The sequence below is a fragment of the Agrobacterium sp. ICMP 6402 genome (genome assembly GCF_009498615.1).
GTDB lineage: Bacteria > Pseudomonadota > Alphaproteobacteria > Rhizobiales > Rhizobiaceae > Agrobacterium > Agrobacterium burrii.
Genome location: NZ_QSNV01000001.1, coordinates 1190521 through 1205436, shown reverse-complemented (window position 1 = coordinate 1205436; position 14916 = coordinate 1190521). Strand labels below are relative to the sequence as shown.

15 protein-coding genes and 1 tRNA gene are annotated in these 14916 nt (G+C 57.6%); 8 read left to right on the top strand and 8 right to left on the bottom strand.

Annotation, left to right across the window (positions count from 1 at the left end):
• Nucleotides 1-31: 31 nt before the first annotated feature.
• Nucleotides 32-466 carry a PACE efflux transporter gene (locus DXT96_RS05960; RefSeq protein ID WP_153513820.1) on the bottom strand — a complete coding sequence of 145 codons (435 nt, stop codon included), beginning with the start codon at nt 464-466 and terminating at the stop codon, nt 32-34.
• A gap of 363 nt (nt 467-829) precedes the next feature.
• On the opposite strand from DXT96_RS05960, the gene DXT96_RS26895 reads away from it, so the two are divergent.
• Together DXT96_RS26895 and DXT96_RS05955 are read left to right on the top strand one after the other, a co-directional pair.
• On the top strand, nt 830-988 hold the full coding sequence (locus DXT96_RS26895) for a hypothetical protein (RefSeq protein ID WP_167379148.1): 159 nt from the start codon (nt 830-832) through the stop codon (nt 986-988).
• A gap of 149 nt (nt 989-1137) precedes the next feature.
• On the top strand, nt 1138-1389 hold the full coding sequence (locus DXT96_RS05955; protein ID WP_046798386.1) for a hypothetical protein: 252 nt from the start codon (nt 1138-1140) through the stop codon (nt 1387-1389).
• Nucleotides 1390-1583: 194 nt separating this feature from the next.
• Here the strand turns inward: DXT96_RS05955 and DXT96_RS05950 are convergent, their stop codons facing one another.
• From DXT96_RS05950 to DXT96_RS05935, 4 genes are all read right to left on the bottom strand, one after another.
• Nucleotides 1584-1772 carry a hypothetical protein gene (locus DXT96_RS05950; RefSeq protein ID WP_020012681.1) on the bottom strand — a complete coding sequence of 63 codons (189 nt, stop codon included), beginning with the start codon at nt 1770-1772 and terminating at the stop codon, nt 1584-1586.
• A 294-nt stretch (nt 1773-2066) separates the two neighbouring features.
• On the bottom strand, nt 2067-2297 hold the full coding sequence (locus DXT96_RS05945; RefSeq protein WP_149897513.1) for a hypothetical protein: 231 nt from the start codon (nt 2295-2297) through the stop codon (nt 2067-2069).
• 201 nt (nt 2298-2498) lie between these two features.
• Nucleotides 2499-2750 carry a hypothetical protein gene (locus DXT96_RS05940; RefSeq protein ID WP_046798389.1) on the bottom strand — a complete coding sequence of 84 codons (252 nt, stop codon included), beginning with the start codon at nt 2748-2750 and terminating at the stop codon, nt 2499-2501.
• 167 nt (nt 2751-2917) lie between these two features.
• On the bottom strand, nt 2918-3253 hold the full coding sequence (locus DXT96_RS05935) for a hypothetical protein (protein ID WP_153513819.1): 336 nt from the start codon (nt 3251-3253) through the stop codon (nt 2918-2920).
• Between the two features lie 446 nt (nt 3254-3699).
• On the opposite strand from DXT96_RS05935, the gene DXT96_RS05930 reads away from it, so the two are divergent.
• A complete protein-coding gene (locus DXT96_RS05930) occupies nt 3700-4140 on the top strand; it encodes a hypothetical protein (protein WP_153513818.1) in 441 nt (146 codons plus the stop codon).
• 164 nt (nt 4141-4304) lie between these two features.
• Here DXT96_RS05930 and DXT96_RS05925 read toward each other — a convergent pair.
• Together DXT96_RS05925 and DXT96_RS05920 are read right to left on the bottom strand one after the other, a co-directional pair.
• Nucleotides 4305-4380: transfer RNA gene (locus tag DXT96_RS05925), tRNA-Lys, on the bottom strand.
• Nucleotides 4381-4534: 154 nt separating this feature from the next.
• Nucleotides 4535-4789, bottom strand: coding sequence for a GlsB/YeaQ/YmgE family stress response membrane protein (locus DXT96_RS05920; RefSeq protein ID WP_149897515.1), 255 nt, complete (start codon nt 4787-4789; stop codon nt 4535-4537).
• Nucleotides 4790-4936: 147 nt separating this feature from the next.
• Here DXT96_RS05920 and DXT96_RS05915 point away from each other — a divergent pair, with 147 nt between their 5' ends.
• The 5 genes from DXT96_RS05915 to DXT96_RS05895 all read left to right on the top strand — a co-directional run bounded on the left by DXT96_RS05915 (nt 4937) and on the right by DXT96_RS05895 (nt 13200).
• On the top strand, nt 4937-7597 hold the full coding sequence (locus DXT96_RS05915) for a mechanosensitive ion channel family protein (protein ID WP_194287556.1): 2661 nt from the start codon (nt 4937-4939) through the stop codon (nt 7595-7597).
• Between the two features lie 237 nt (nt 7598-7834).
• On the top strand, nt 7835-9124 hold the full coding sequence (locus DXT96_RS05910; protein ID WP_246670524.1) for a hypothetical protein: 1290 nt from the start codon (nt 7835-7837) through the stop codon (nt 9122-9124).
• Entirely contained in the window at nt 9121-9441 is a 321-nt protein-coding gene (locus DXT96_RS05905) for a hypothetical protein (protein ID WP_153513816.1), read from the top strand. The genes DXT96_RS05910 and DXT96_RS05905 overlap by 4 nt, the downstream gene beginning before the upstream one ends.
• 252 nt (nt 9442-9693) lie before the next feature.
• A complete protein-coding gene (locus tag DXT96_RS05900; RefSeq protein WP_153513815.1) occupies nt 9694-12207 on the top strand; it encodes an FAD-dependent oxidoreductase in 2514 nt (837 codons plus the stop codon).
• A gap of 159 nt (nt 12208-12366) precedes the next feature.
• A complete protein-coding gene (locus tag DXT96_RS05895; RefSeq protein WP_153513814.1) occupies nt 12367-13200 on the top strand; it encodes a response regulator in 834 nt (277 codons plus the stop codon).
• Between the two features lie 15 nt (nt 13201-13215).
• On the opposite strand, the gene DXT96_RS05890 is transcribed toward DXT96_RS05895, so the two are convergent.
• Entirely contained in the window at nt 13216-14772 is a 1557-nt protein-coding gene (locus tag DXT96_RS05890; protein ID WP_371418794.1) for a phospholipase D family protein, read from the bottom strand.
• Nucleotides 14773-14916 lie beyond the last annotated feature (144 nt).

The window sequence follows — 14916 nt, the reverse complement described above, 5'->3', positions numbered from 1 at the left end:
ATCTTACCCTCCCGCGCCGGGGCGCCGTCGATCAGACGGCGTCCTGCGATTGCCATTCCGGCAGCGGGAAAATCCGGTCATAGCTCCAGTTGAAGACAAAAGCATAGACCACGTAAAACAGCGCAAACGAAATATCCATCACCAGCGCATGGGCAAGGCTGATGCCGAGATACCAGGCGATGAAGGGCATCAACACAATCAGCAGGCCGAGTTCGAACAGCAGGGCGTGTGCGACGCGGATGGCGGGCGTCTTCAGCGTCGTGCCCTTCAGCCGCTGCATGGCATGGTCGAAGCCGAGATTGTATATATAGTTCCAGGCGGTGGCGAGTGTGGCGCTGACGAGGCCAACCATGCCGATATCTTCCATGGGCATGCCAAAGACGAGAGCGCCAAGTGGCACGACGAGCAAAAGGCCGATGATTTCGAAGCTGAGCGCGTGGCGAATACGATCTTGCAGGGAGCGCAATTTATTCTCCGGTATGTGACCGGGCCGTCCCGCATGCTGTCGCCATGATGGCCGAGGTCGTCCTCGCGGTGAGGCATATAGAGGTTTTTGGCGAAATTTTCAAGCGTTGGGGGGATGGATGGGATCGGGAGTGCGCCGCTTGTTTCTTCTCCCCGCCGGGGAGAAGGTCGCGGCAGCGGGATGAGGGGACGAGGGTAGAGATATACGGAGAGCTTGCCCCCTCATCCGACCCTTCGGGCCACCTTCTCCCCGGCGGGGAGAAGAAACACGTGGCGGCGTCTTGCCCTCTCTCGGCGGCAAAGAAATTGCGATGCGGAACAAGAACTGTGTTTTTTCGTTATCGCTCATGGAAGGAGGCGCGCCATGCAGCAGAATTCCTCTGATGGAAGAACGATCAAGGCCGCCAACACGGCAAAGGTTTCGACTTACACGCCCAGTCTCATTTCCCTCAAGGGGAGTTATGTGGCGATGATATTTCGCCGGCCGCTTTGCCGAAATCCGCTGGATGTGCGGAAAAAATAAGGGCGATACAATCACCATCGCTCCCATGCACATCAATGATGACGACTGCCGAAATGATCTAGTGCTTTAGATGTCTCTAAAGTGTGATTTTCAATCCGGGTCGTCTCCACCTAGACTGGAGATCGCCACGAAAGCGAAGGGAGAATGACATGAAATCAGTTCTCATTATCGCCGCTGTCTTTGGTTTTTCCGCCAGTGCAGCGCTTGCGGAATGCGCAGGTCATGAAAAGATCAACGCTTCCGTTCCTGCCGTCGACCGTGAATTTAAAACCGCAAGCATCGTTCCGCCGACGGAACCGGTGGACAAGCCCGTCGTCATCCTGAAAAAGACCGACCGCCTTCCAGCGGCAACGGTTGCGACGACCGGCGAGCCCGAAGCCGCAATGCAGCGCATGCAATAAGACAAGACGATAACCTCTTCATTCTGGAAATCCCGTGCGTGAGGTAATCCGCACGGGATTTGCTTTTGGAACAGGCGAGACAAGCGAGCCACTCGGTTGCGACTCCATGCAAGTAAGCCGTTTGCCGCCGCTTCGGTACGTCCCCGGACCATGTCTTTGCCCGTGAGCAGTGCCGTTGACGTTCGCAGATTTGATCAGCTGTCGAGCTTCAGCGAGAGCTGCTTCGGTCCCTCGTTCTTTTTCAGCACGTAAAGCGGCCGGGTGATGATGACTTCCGTTCGCCGCTGCAACTCGCGACGCCGTTCCAGCGCACGCTCGCGCATATCGCGGGAGCGGGCGACGACGGAGAGGGCATTCTCTATGGTTGCGTCTGCAGTGTTCATCGCTGACCTCCATAATGTTCACTTTATGTTCTCATTATTGGTCGCTTGTGTCAACACTATGGCGCGCTCGCTGGCCAGCAATCGATGCGCTCTGCGGAATTGGCTGACCCGGAATGCGGCTGGCGGTCTTGCGGCACTATTGGCGCGCGAGGCTGGCTTCGCCTGAGTGATTGCTTTCGCCATGCGACCTAAGGTTCCGGCAGCGTCGGTGAGGACACTCCGGGCGTAAAGGGTCGATTGTCGTGATGATATCTGGATGACGCGGGCGCTGCTTCCGCCCGGCTTCAGATGAGATCAAGAGAGGGAACGTTGATCCAACAATGCGGGGCCACCGGCAGACAATAGCTCGGTGAGATGTTCGCTGGCGAGTGCTACGATAGCAAGCGCAGCCTGCTGGCGGTTCCAGCCGGCGCTTTCCGCTTTTTCAATAAGGCCCTGGATGGAGGGTTCCAGCGCGAACTGGCACTCGGCCTGGTAGTCCATTGTGTCGATCGAAAGCGACGGGGAATTGATTGCGGCCCGCATCCTTTGGTCTCCCTGTTTTCCGTCATGCCCAGCAAACGCAAAACGCAAATCGGAACATGCACATTCAGAGGCCGGTGATATAGGGAATACCCGTCGGGTCCACATATCACTGGCAGCGAATCCCCCAGCAGGCGGAGTTAACGGTAAGTGCTGATCGCTGTCAACGAACGCGCGGTAGCGATGGCGCTGCGACGCGCTTTTTCAGAGCCGTCCATTCCGGAACGGTTTTCGTCTCCAGACGAGCAGAGCCATGACGTAAAGCGCGAAAAGTATGAACCATGCGACCGGAAGCACCATAAACAGCGCCGCATAAGCGCAATTTCCCTCAAAACAGGAGCCGAGCAGCCCGGAATCGGCAAGCGCTGCCGACAATAAAAACGCACATATTCCGCTCCCGACCGCGCCGAGGACGAACAGCAATATGTTGATGATCAATCTCATGGTGCCAATCATAAGGATGATTGAGACAGCTTTGGGGAAAGGGGCGGCGCGGCAATGCCTATAATTACCGTTGTGGCGGTTTTTCCGGAGCTTTGACGCTGTAGGAGGGCGGCCGCGTTTCAGAACCGTCTGTCGCTGCGGCCCCGCCTTTGCCGGGCAGGGCCGCCATCGCAGTTATGTTATTCGGTGATGGTATATTCACCGAGCTCGCAGAGGTTCTGCGTATCCTCAAGATCCTCAAGCGCATCGCCCTGGAATTCGAAACGCATGTCATATTTGCAGACACTGCGGCCGTCGGCGATGGTGATTTCCATCTCTTCGCCGGGGCCGAGCGCCTTCTTTCCAAACACGTCGTCTTCCCAGTCATTAACGCCCACCGGTGAGGTGTAGAAGGCGTTGAGAACGGAGCCCGTGCCGTTCTTCAGCGTGAAGACCAGGTCTTCCGCCTGCGCCGCACTGGCCGCAACCGTCATCGCTGTGCCGAAAAATACTGCCGTTACCCATTTCGATGTCATGATATCCCCCTTTGCCTTGTTCTGGCAGGCCATGCATACAGCCAAACCAGCGGCTTGCAATGCAAACCGCAGCCGTTGGTTAAGACGCGAAGCCGCATTTCCGGAGGATATTTTTACGGCGGTTTGTATATTCAATAAATCTGGATTTAATAATTGGTATGATGAATGTTTATTGAGTATTTTATAGTTTTCATATAAATATATTTTCACATATATTTTATTTTTTATTTGATATTTTGAGTTATTTTATGGTGAAATTAGTCATTATCTATTCGTATTGATTGGAATGTATTTTTATATGCGTATTTATGCTGTATTTCTTAGTGGTTAAGATCCAAGCGCGTAGAGCTTTCAGGAATTTTTACTGACAAAATCGATTTTTTTAAAAAACGTTGTGACTGGATGGCCAGAGCGGCAGATCAGCTATCCAGATAGAGGATATTGGATTGACCGATCGTACTTCTTTGGTGTCCCGTCGTTTCAGGCTGCCCGGTCTCGTGGTGTTGAGCATCCTGGCTGGAGGCATTCTGACGCCGGTTTCGGGCCAGTCGCGGATCTGCAAGGATCCGACGCCTGCCAGTAATCTCAACGAGATGTTCGATGCAATCTACGCCTGCTGGGTGCCGCCGGAAGACACCGAGGGACTGGTGGTGACGCTGCGGTTCATTCTGCATAAGGACGGGCAAATACGCGGCAAGGTGGTCGTCATAGCCTCGCGACCTCAAGAGGAGAGCCCGAGACGGCAGGCGTTTATCGATTCCGCCATCGATGCGGTAAAGCAGGCGGCGCCCGTTCGTTTTACGGAGGAATTTGGAAGCCGTATTGCCGGGCGACCATTGGAGCCGCGCTTCATCGGGGCAAAAAGCGCATCGGAAACGAAGTTGTAGACTTTCCGGCGAGCTATTGCGCTGACGGGGCTGTGTAGCTCGGGATCGTCGTGACAAGTACCGTTTCTTTCGCAGGCATTGCCGGAAAGGGACGATTGCACAAGTTCAATAGCCTAGGCGATGCTTTAAGTAAGCATCGCAACATCTTGTCATTTAAAGAGATTTGGTGGGTGATGTAGGGCTCGAACCTACGACCCGCTGATTAAGAGTCAGCTGCTCTACCAACTGAGCTAATCACCCGACCGACACCGTGTGGCGGTGTGAGGGGGGCTATAAAGGGGAAGTTTGGGCTTGTCCAGCGCGGAAATGAAATTTCTTCGATTTTTGTGACGAAAAAATTTCAGTCGCGCTGGAAAAGGCTGAAAATCCGGGGTTTTACGGATTTTCCTTTTGCTTAGCCGCGTCTGAATGCCCGCCCGATAAGGATAAGGATACAGGCGCCGATGAAGCCGGCGATGAGATAACCGAGCCAGCCGGCCAGAACGATTCCAAAAACAGACAATATGGCGTTGGCGACGATCGCGCCGACGATTCCAAGAAGGATGTTCATGAAAACACCCATATTGCTTTTCATGAATTGTTCGGCGAGCCACCCGGCGACACCACCGATGATGATAGCTGCGATCCAGCCAATACCAGCAGATTCCATGATTTCCTCCCATGTTTGCTGCACTATCAAAGGTGATGATTCTCGTGGTGAAAAGCAAGGTAAACTCCGGAAAACCTCGCTTCATGCGGGTGGTTTTCCCCGTCGCAGGCGCTAAATAGCCTGAGACGGCGTGAAGAGACGAAAGGCATGGATGTGCGGTTGATGTTTGGCGGATTGATTGACGGTAGGCGGGTGTTCGGCGAACCGGCACCTGGTCGGGTGCGAAGCAGTGCCGTGGCCATGATAATGGTCATGATGTTTTCGCTTCTCGGCGGGTTTCTGTTGCCCGCAATGCCGGCATCCGCGCAAGGGGAGACAACGCCGCCGGCGCCCGCCGTGATTCAGGCCACCACGGTCGAGCAGGCGCGGGCGGAACTGGAAAAATGGAAAGCCGATGTTGCAACCATCACCGGACAGGTGGAGGCGGGCGGCAGCGACGATGTGCATCTGGTGGATATGAAGGGCCGCGCCGATGGCATTGCCGCCGATGCCGCGGCGGCCAACACCAAGCTGCGCACCCGGCTGGACCAGATCAAGACTCGTCTCGAGGCGCTTGGCGAGCCGCCGGCCGATGGCCAGCCGCCGGAAGCCAGCATGGTGACGGAAGAGCGCGCCCGGCTGACGGCGGAGCGTGCCGAGGTGAATGCGATTGCCGGTGAGGTGGAAAGCACCGCCACCAATGCCGCGCAGATTTCCAACAATATTACGGCGGTTCGCCGGGCGCTTTTTGCCGCCACCCTGTTCAAGCGCACGGAAGTTTCGGCCCAGACGCTGGGCGATGCGTCTTCGGCCTTCATTACCGAGGTGACCAACCTCAACAACGCCTTCAGCAGCTGGGCGGGTTTCGTGTGGAGCTACAAGCGGTTGCCGATGTTTGGGGCCGTGATGCTGTCGATCATGGCGGGGCTGCTGTTTCTGGTCGGTGGTTACCGGTTTTTCGGCAGCCGCATGGACCGTCGGGCCTTTACCGGCGAGCCATCTTATCTCAGAAGGCTTTCGGTGGCCTTCTGGTCGACCATGGTGCAATCGCTGTCGCTGTTCCTGTTTCTGGTCACCTCGGCGTTTTTCCTCGATAATTTCAACGTGCTGCGATCCGATATAGCGCCGATCCTGTTCGGGGCCATGGCCATCCTCGGCTTCGTGTATTTCGTATCGCGGCTGAGCTACGCGATCTTTGCGCCCACCCAGCCGGAATGGCGTTTGCTGAAAGTGTCCAATCGCGGCGCGCATACGCTGTCGTCTGCGGTGCTGCTGATGGCGCTCGTCAATGGTCTCGACTATCTGTTTGGAACGATCAGCGAGACGCTTTATTCGCCGCTGATCGTCACCGTCGCCAAGAGCTTTGTCGCCTCGATCATTATCGGCATCATCCTGCTTACCGTGTCGTTCCTGCGGCCGATGATCGGCGAGGGGCAGGATTATGAGACCGGCAACCAGCGGCTGCCCCGCTGGCTGGTCATTCTGCTGCGGGTCGGCGGTCTCATTCTGATCGGCGCGTGTCTGACGGGTTATGTCGGTCTTGCGCGCTTCCTTGCCACGCAGATCGTCGCCACGGGTGCGGTGCTGGCGACGATGTATATCGGCATTCTGTCCGGCAAGGCGATTTCCAGACAGGGCGCTTTTTCCGAATCCCTTGCCGGGCGTTATCTGGCGCGGCGTTTCGGGCTCGGTCCGGTTGCGCTCGATCAGGCGGGCCTTGCCGCCGGGCTTGGCATCTATGCCATAGCGCTTGCCTTCGGCGTGCCGCTCATCCTATTTTCCTGGGGCTTCCAGCCGGGTGATATCGAAAGCTGGGCCTATCGCCTGCTGACCGGCATTACCGTCGGCAATGCCTCGATCTCGCTGATCGGCCTCTTCGGCGGCGTTCTTGTCTTTGCCATCGGTTATATTATCACCCGCTGGTTCCAGAAGTGGCTTGATAATAACGTCATGGCGCGGGGGCAGGTGGATGCCGGGGTGCGCAACTCGGTCAAGACCGGCATCGGTTATCTCGGCATTGCGGTTGCGGCGATCTTCGGCGTGTCTTCCGCCGGTCTTAACCTCTCCAGTCTCGCGCTCGTCGCGTCGGCTCTTTCGGTCGGTATCGGTTTTGGCCTGCAGAACATCGTCTCGAACTTCGTGTCCGGCCTCATCCTTCTGGTCGAGCGTCCCTTCAAGGTGGGTGACTGGGTGGTGACCGGCACGACGGAAGGCACCGTCAAGCGGCTTTCCGTGCGCGCCACAGAAATCGAAACCTTCCGTGGTCAGTCGATCATTGTGCCGAATTCCGAGTTCATCAACTCCTCGGTCGGCAACTGGACGCACCGCAACCGCATCATGCGTGCGGAAATTCCGGTTTCCGTTTCCTATGATTCCGATCCGCAGCAAGTCATGGATATTCTGCTGGAACTGGTGCGCGCCCAGCCGCCGGTGCTGCGCAACCCCGAGCCGCATGTGGAGTTCCTGCGGTTCGGCGATTTCTCGCTGGATTTCGAATTGCGGTTCCACCTTGCCGATCTGTCGACCGGGCTTGGCGTGAAGAATGCGCTGAGGATCGCCATCCTCCAGCGCTTCCGCGAGGAGGGGATCGCCATCCCGTTCCCGCAGCGCAATCTCAACATCCATGTGGAGGGCGACGCCAACCCGCAAATGCTGGCGGCGCTGCTTTCGGAAGAGGGCGACAAGGCGGCGGTGGCCCATACGGGTGCGGCATCGCCTGCGGCGGAAGTCACAGCGGAAAAGGATGCCGGCAAAGCGGGCGACAAGTCTGTCGATAAGACCGTTGTGGAAACGAAGCCGGCGGCAAAGATGGCTGGCAGAGATAATTGATCGGTGCGGCCATCTCCGCCGCTATGCTGCCCGTATAAGGCTTGGCGTGGCTGGGAACTGCCCTGGCGCGGCTATGCGGATCTGGCCGTGGCTTTCTGTTCACTGGGAGCGGGCATATGCCGGTTCTCGTCGTGAAAATATATTCAAAATACCCGTAGAGACTGCATTGATAAGTAAACTTTAAGTTGATATATTATGGTTATTCTTTAGTTTATTTTTCTTGTTGTCGGGGCTCACATGACGAATCCAGTCAATGGAAATGCCCAGCCTGCCCAGCCTGCCCAGCCTGCCCAGCCTGCCCAGCCTGCCCAGCCTGCCCAGCCTGCCCAGCCTCTCGGCCAGCTTCCTGTAAAAACATCTCTGTGGGAAAAACTGAGGGGATTCTGGTGGTGGGTTAAGCCCCATGCCGCCAGAGCGTCTCTATTGACCGCAGGTATCGTTGTCGGCGCGGCGGGTTTGTTTTTCCTGATGGGCGAGACTGACGTGACGGATGATTACCTGCCGAAACGCTGGAATGAATCTATCCGCAGGTTAGGTATCGAGCCGGTCTATCCGCCGCAGGAGGATATTTATGTGGGGGACATCATCGCCGAGGTCGTGGATTCAGGGCACAGGTTCAAGTCTCTGCCCACCGATCTCGAAAGCGAATCCTTCATCGGCCGCTACGTCAAGATTACCCAGATACCGAATTTGCGGGGATATTTGGGTGTCAAGTCGGAGGCGCCTTATTTCGGCGACAGCACCTGGCTGGAAGACAAGAAGACGCTGACGGTATCTCAGCCCCGCATGGAAGTCGCATCCGATGGGACCACATCCGGCCTGCAAGTGAAGGACGCGCTTTTTCCGGTCATCAAGATAGAACGGAAAGAGGGCATGGCGGGGGTTCTGCGCAATGTTGCCTTCGGCGGCGCGCGGGCCGATGTCGAGGAGATCGAGCTTCAAAATGTCCAGACCTATTCGATCAACCCTTTTCATGCGCAAAACGCGTTGATGGCGTTTTGCGGTGATGACGACACAAAGGTCTATTGCGCCGACGAATATCTTCGCGAAAAACTGTCCTATATTCTCAGCCGCGATATTTTGAGGACCGCGGAGACGCAGGATTGTGGTCCGCGTTATATTTACGACATCCGCCTGCTGGTCGTGCGTCAGGCGTTTCTCACTCGCGGGGTGAAGGTCACCAACGGCCGGGGCCGCTCGACTTTCCTCGATGCGGGAGGAAACAAGGGCGACGTCCAGAAGAATATGGATAGCACGGCTGCTGCCGCGACCACAGGCCCGCAGGGCCAACAGCCGGAGGCCGAAAACATGGCCGGCAATGACAGCACCATTCGCAGCACGAACAGTTCCGGCCTCTTTTCCGATCGCCAGTTTGCGAGGCCGCTCGTCATAGGTTTCAACAGTGTTTCCATCGGTATGCGCAACAGCACGCCCGCCTGGCTGGACGCAGCGGCAAAAGCCGCCGCCGACAAGGACGTGAAAGACGGCGTCAAGATTTGTGCGTCTTCGCAGGAGGTTGCGAAATGAGACGGACCGTTTTTCTCTTCGGCATGGTTTTTCCTTTTCTGGCAAATGCGCAGGAGGCGGTCGTTCCGTCCGTGACCGTTGGCGATATAGCGCAATTCAACAGTGATTGCATCTATCGCATTCCACCTTGCAAGGATGGTGGTGGGGGTTTTCCGCCTCCTCCTCCGCCGCCGGGCGGCGGCGGTGGGATACACAATCTGCCGGGCGGTCCCGGCTTCAATAACTCGATCATCGTGCCCGGCAATGACGTGCTCAAAGGCCTGAAACTGGATGGCCCGGATATCAGGGGGCTGCAAATGCAGCTTCAGAACAGGTAGCCGGGCTCTGGCCCGTTATGGCGGCGAAACTCGATCTGTTCCGGTTGGCGCTTCCGACATCTACGCCGCCTTCGTCTCCTCATGGGGCGATGGCGGTCTGAAGCCTGCCTGACGGCGGCATTTTCTTCCCTGTCGCAGCACCCTATGGCCATGTCGCAATCAGGCGGCTGAACCGCTGCGGACCGCTTCATATTCCCCTCATCGATTTGGCAGCACGACAGGCAATGCCGGCGCTTTTTAGGGGTTCTGTAAATGAAGACACATGCACGGGCGGTGGTGATCGGTGGCGGCGTTGTTGGCGTCTCGACGCTTTATCACCTGGCCAGAAAGGGCTGGAGCGACAGCGTGCTCATCGAGCGCAAGGAGCTGACATCCGGCTCCACCTGGCATGCGGCCGGTCTTCTGCCGCTGTTCAACATGAGCTACTCGGTTGGCCAGATCCACAAGTATTCCGTGAAGTTTTATGAGGAACTCCAGGAAGAAACCGGCATGAATGTCGGCTTTTCCAAGGTTTCGAACATTCGTCTCGCCCGTACCAAGGATCGCTGGGACGAATATATGTATTATGCCGGCATTGCCGAAACGATTGGCGTGCGCGTCAACATGCTGACGCCGGAGCAGGTGAAGGAAATCTGGCCGCTCTGTGAGACCGACGGGCTGCTCGGCGCCATCCAGCATCCTGATGACGGTTACATCCAGCCGGCAGACCTCACACAGGCGCTGGCCAAGGGTGCGCGTGACCGCGGAGCGACGATCTATCGTAACACCACCGTCACCGCCATCGAGCAGCTGGAAGACGGTCACTGGAAGGTGACGACGGACAAGGGCGAGATCATCGCCGAACATATCGTGTCCTGCACCGGCTCGTTTGCCCGCAAGACCGGTGAGATGGTCGGTATCGATATTCCGGTCATTCCGGTCGAGCATCAATATATCGTCACCGAGCCGCATCCGGCCATTCTGGAGCGTCGCCGTCAGGGCCTGCCGGAAATGGGCGTTCTGCGTGAATCGGACTCGGCCTGGTACATGCGCGAAGAAGCGGGCGGCCTGATCCTCGGCCCTTACGAAGTCGGCGCGCCGGTCTGTTATGTCGACGGTCCCTCTGACGACAGCGAATATGAGCTGTTCCAGGAAGAACTCGACCGCCTGATGCCACATATCGAAACCGCGATGGTGCGCGTTCCGGCCTTCGGCGAGGTGGGCATCAAGAAGGTTTATAACGGCGCGATCGCCTATACGCCTGACGGCAACCCGATCGTCGGCCCCGCGCCGGGCCTCAAGAATTTCTGGCTGAATGAGGGCCATTCCTTCGGCATCACCGCTGCCGGCGGCGCTGGCTGGCAGCTGGCCGAATGGATCGTCGATGGCGAGCCGACGCTCGATCTGATGGGCGTCGATCCGCGTCGCTTCGGGCCTCACGCAACGGAAGGCTACCTCATCGCCAAGAACGAAGAGGCCTATGCCAACGTCTTCACCATGCATTATCCGGATGAGGAGCGTTCCGCTGCCCGCCCGCTGAAGACGACGCCGGTTTATGACCGTCTGAAGAAGCTCGGTGGCGTGTTCGGCTCCGTTTACGGTTGGGAGCGCGCCAACTGGTATGCGCCGGAAGGTTATGCGCTGCGCGAAGAAGACCTCGGCGTCGGCGCCGATGTCATCACCAGCCACAACCACGCGCCGCCGCTGGACGATGGCCGCATCGTCGAAAAATGGTCGTTCCGCCGTTCGAATTATTTCGAACATGTCGGCAACGAGGTGAAGAACGTTACGCAGAATGTTGGCGTGCTTGATATGTCGGCCTTCGCCAAGATGGAGGTTTCCGGCCCCGGTGCGCGTGCCTGGCTGGACAGCATTCTGGCTAACATTGTGCCGAAGAAGCGCGGCCGCATCGCGCTCACGCATCTTCTGACGCCGAATGGCGGGGTGAAGGTGGAGTTCACCGTTTATGAATGGGCGCCTGGCCGGTTCTATATGGTTTCGGCGGGCGGTCTTGAGGCCCACGATCATGACGTGCTGCGCCGCCTTGCGCCGATTGACGGTTCCGTGGTGCTGCAGCCGATCACCCAGAAATACGGCGTGCTGGTGCTTGCCGGCCCGAAGTCTCGCGATCTGTTGAAGAAGCTGACCCGCACCAGCCTGGAGAACAAGGATTTTCCCTGGCTGACGGCAAAGCAGATTTCCGTCGGCGTGGCGACGGCGCATGCGCTGCGCGTCAACTTCGTCGGCGAACTCGGCTGGGAACTGCACCACCCGATCGAGATGCAGAATTACATCTTCGACCGGCTGATGGAAGCCGGTGCGGAATTCGGCATCAAGCCGTTCGGCATCCGGGCCATGGTGTCGATGTCGCTCGAAAAATCCTACCGCAACATGGGCCGCGAACTTTCGGTGGAATATAACGCCTATGAATCCGGTCTCGACCGCTTCCTGCGGCCGGAAAAATCCTTCATCGGCCGTGATGCGCTGGTGGCTTACAAGGAAGCCGGCCTGAAATCGGTGTTTTCGACGCTGACCGTGTCGGGCAATACGGATGTCGACGCACGCGGTTCGGAAGCGATTTCCGACGAAAACGGCGCTCTTGCCGGCCGTGTCACCAGCGGCGGTTTTGGCTGGCGCATCGGCAAGTCGATTGCGCTTGCCATGCTCAAGCCGGAATATGCAGCGGTTGGCACCAAGCTGAAAATCCGCATTCTCGGCACGCTTTACGATGCCGAGGTGGTGGAGGAGAGCCCGTTCGATACCGAAAATGCGCTGCTGCGCGCCTGATGCGCCTTTATGCCAACAACCCGAATACGGCCCTTCGGGGCCGTATTTTCTTTTAGGTAAGCATATGTGCCGACTGGTTTGCCGGCAAAAGTGTTATTAATTATTCTGAAAAATACCGCTGCTATTTTCCCCTGAAGGACGATGGGGGACTGGGACAGGATGAATTTTCTCGGCATTACGGGCATGCAATATTCGGGTGTGCCTTTCACCAATAACCGCATTCTGCTGGCGGAAGATAGCAATGTGTTCACCCAGATGGTGAGCAGGCGCCTGAATGAAATGTTGGGCGTTTCCGTGGAGGCGTGTCGCTCTTTCGAGGAGTTGCAGGCCTGTTACGAACATTCGTCCGAGCCGGTGACGTTGGCGATTTCCAACATCAACCTGCCGGGGGCGGAAAAGGGCGAGGCGCTGGAATATCTGATCGATCTTTCGATCCCGACCATCGTTTTCACCAGCACCTTCCATGAGGCGACGCGCGAAACGCTGATCGCCAAGGATGTGGTCGATTACATTTTGAAGGACAATATTTTCGCCGTGGACATGCTGACGGAATCGGTCTGCCGGTTCCTCACCAACCACCGCCACCATGTGCTGATCGTCGATGACAGCCCGACGGCGCGGGCGCTGCTGTCGAGCCGTCTCAAGCGCTATAATTTCCGGGTCAGTCTTGCTGACAGCGGTGCGAAGGCGCTGGAAATCCTGAAAGCCAATCCTGATATCGGCCTTGTGGTAACCGACTATAACATGCCTGACATTGATGGTTTCGAACTGACGCGGCGCATCCGCACCGTGCGCGGATCGCATGAATTGCGCATCATTGGCGTGTCGTCCTCCACCAACCGGCTGCTATCGGCGCGGTTCCTGAAGGCGGGCGGCAATGATTTCATGTTGCGACCGTTCATCGACGAGGAATTCTACTGCCGCGTCAACCAGAACCTTGACACGCTGGTGCAGATCCAGCTGGCCAAGGCCGGTGTGAGACCGGCGGCCTGACAGGGCCTCTCTTCCTCAAAGCTGCGATTCAAGCGGCAGGAAACGCATGATGCCGGCGATGATCCGGCGGCTGATGGCCGCGTCTGGTTCACGCCGGTATATGGTTGGTTGGCCCTGTTCTTCGGTCATCCAGACGATGCGCTTTCTATCGTCAATATCCAGCTCGAAGCTCATGGTGCGGCGGATTTCTTCGGTGAAGATTTCATCCATGCGGGCAACCAGCGGGGCCGAGTTGAAAACGACGCCCATTTCCGTGTTGAGCGAGGCGGAGCGCGGATCGAAATTGAGCGAGCCGATATAACCGGTCTTGCCGTCGCGGGTGAACGCCTTGGTGTGCAGGCTCGCCTGCCCGGAACCGCGTAGCGTAAAGCCGCCCTGATCCGCCTGCGAGCGCAACTCGTGCAGGCGTACGCCGCCCAGCAGCAGCGGCTTTCTGTAGCGGGCGTAACCGGCGTGAACGGCGGCAACATCGGTTGCGGCCAGTGAGTTGGTGAGGATGGCGAGCGACACGCCGCGCTCGGCAAGGTTTAGGAAAATATCGACGCCCTGTTTGCCGGGAATGAAATAGGGCGAGGTGATGTGCAGGCTCTCTGCTGCCGCCTGCATCAGCGGCAGCAGGCTTTCCATCAGGAAATTATGGCCCTTGCGGCGTTTTCCCGCCGCTTTCTCCGGCGGGTCGGCAAGCACATCCGCCGTGTCGACCCAGTGCAGGCGGTCCGACATCAGGAAGTGATCGCGGCCATATTGGCTTTCGACGCGTTCCAGATAGGGTTTTGCCGCCTCGCTTTTCGGCAGAGCATCAAGCTCACGCCGTAATCTGGCAAGTTTGCTCGGTCGTCTGGCCAGAAGCGAGCGTACCGGCACGGAAACGGCGCTGTTCCAGTAATCATCGAAAATTTCAGTGGCGTCGGCAACGATCCTGCCGAAGCCGAGAATATCGAAATCGTGGAAATTCGCCCGTTCGGCAGCATCGAAATAGGCGTCGCCAATATTGCGGCCGCCGACGATCACTGCCCGTCCGTCGGCAATCCACGCCTTGTTGTGCATGCGCCGGTTGACGCTTCGGAAGCGTAGCACCAGCTCCAGTCCTCGATACAGGATGTTTTCCCGCGCCCTTGTGGGATTGAAAAGCCGCAGCTCGATATTCGGATGGCTGTCGATGGCGTGGAATATTCGGTCGGAGATGGAGACGCCGAGATCGTCGAGAAGCAGCCGCACGCGCACGCCGCGGTCGGCGGCGGCGATGACTTCGCGCATCATCAGCCGCCCGGTCAGATCGGCATTCCACATGTAATACATCAGATCGAGGCTGCGCCCCGCAGCCCGTGCCGCCGCCATGCGCACCGCAAAGGCATCAAGATTGGAATGCAGCAGGCAGAGCGCGTTTTTCTCGTTCCAGCCGTTTTTTATCGACTGCCAGTGCCGGTCAAGCCCGGTTTCATCCTCCGCCACGGGCAGGGCAGTGGAAGGGCGCTTGGGAATTGCCTTTTCCCGCTGTTTGCCGATGACGACGAACAGGCCCGATCCGATGACCAGCAGAAGAATGGCTATGAAGACCGTAAATGCAGTCACTTGGTTTGATCGCTCCCCAGCCTGAAGATTATCAGGCCGGGTGAAAACGCGCGAGGGCCTAAAGCGTTCACGGCATAAGAGAATATGGGTTTCCCATAAAGCCGGCTGGTGGAACCGATACGCGATGGGGCTTGTGAATCGCAT

Bases quoted from the DNA above. Each gene is read 5' to 3' on its own strand.
- DXT96_RS05950 (WP_020012681.1), bottom strand. From the start codon at position 1,772: ATGAACACTGCAGACGCAACCATAGAGAATGCCCTCTCCGTCGTCGCC.
- DXT96_RS05935 (WP_153513819.1), bottom strand. From the start codon at position 3,253: ATGACATCGAAATGGGTAACGGCAGTATTTTTCGGCACAGCGATGACG.
- DXT96_RS26895 (WP_167379148.1), top strand. From the start codon at position 830: ATGCAGCAGAATTCCTCTGATGGAAGAACGATCAAGGCCGCCAACACG.
- DXT96_RS05910 (WP_246670524.1), top strand. From the start codon at position 7,835: ATGACGAATCCAGTCAATGGAAATGCCCAGCCTGCCCAGCCTGCCCAG.
- DXT96_RS05945 (WP_149897513.1), bottom strand. From the start codon at position 2,297: ATGCGGGCCGCAATCAATTCCCCGTCGCTTTCGATCGACACAATGGAC.
- DXT96_RS05955 (WP_046798386.1), top strand. From the start codon at position 1,138: ATGAAATCAGTTCTCATTATCGCCGCTGTCTTTGGTTTTTCCGCCAGT.
- DXT96_RS05895 (WP_153513814.1), top strand. From the start codon at position 12,367: ATGAATTTTCTCGGCATTACGGGCATGCAATATTCGGGTGTGCCTTTC.
- DXT96_RS05905 (WP_153513816.1), top strand. From the start codon at position 9,121: ATGAGACGGACCGTTTTTCTCTTCGGCATGGTTTTTCCTTTTCTGGCA.
- DXT96_RS05940 (WP_046798389.1), bottom strand. From the start codon at position 2,750: ATGATTGGCACCATGAGATTGATCATCAACATATTGCTGTTCGTCCTC.
- DXT96_RS05915 (WP_194287556.1), top strand. From the start codon at position 4,937: ATGGATGTGCGGTTGATGTTTGGCGGATTGATTGACGGTAGGCGGGTG.
- DXT96_RS05920 (WP_149897515.1), bottom strand. From the start codon at position 4,789: ATGGAATCTGCTGGTATTGGCTGGATCGCAGCTATCATCATCGGTGGT.
- DXT96_RS05900 (WP_153513815.1), top strand. From the start codon at position 9,694: ATGAAGACACATGCACGGGCGGTGGTGATCGGTGGCGGCGTTGTTGGC.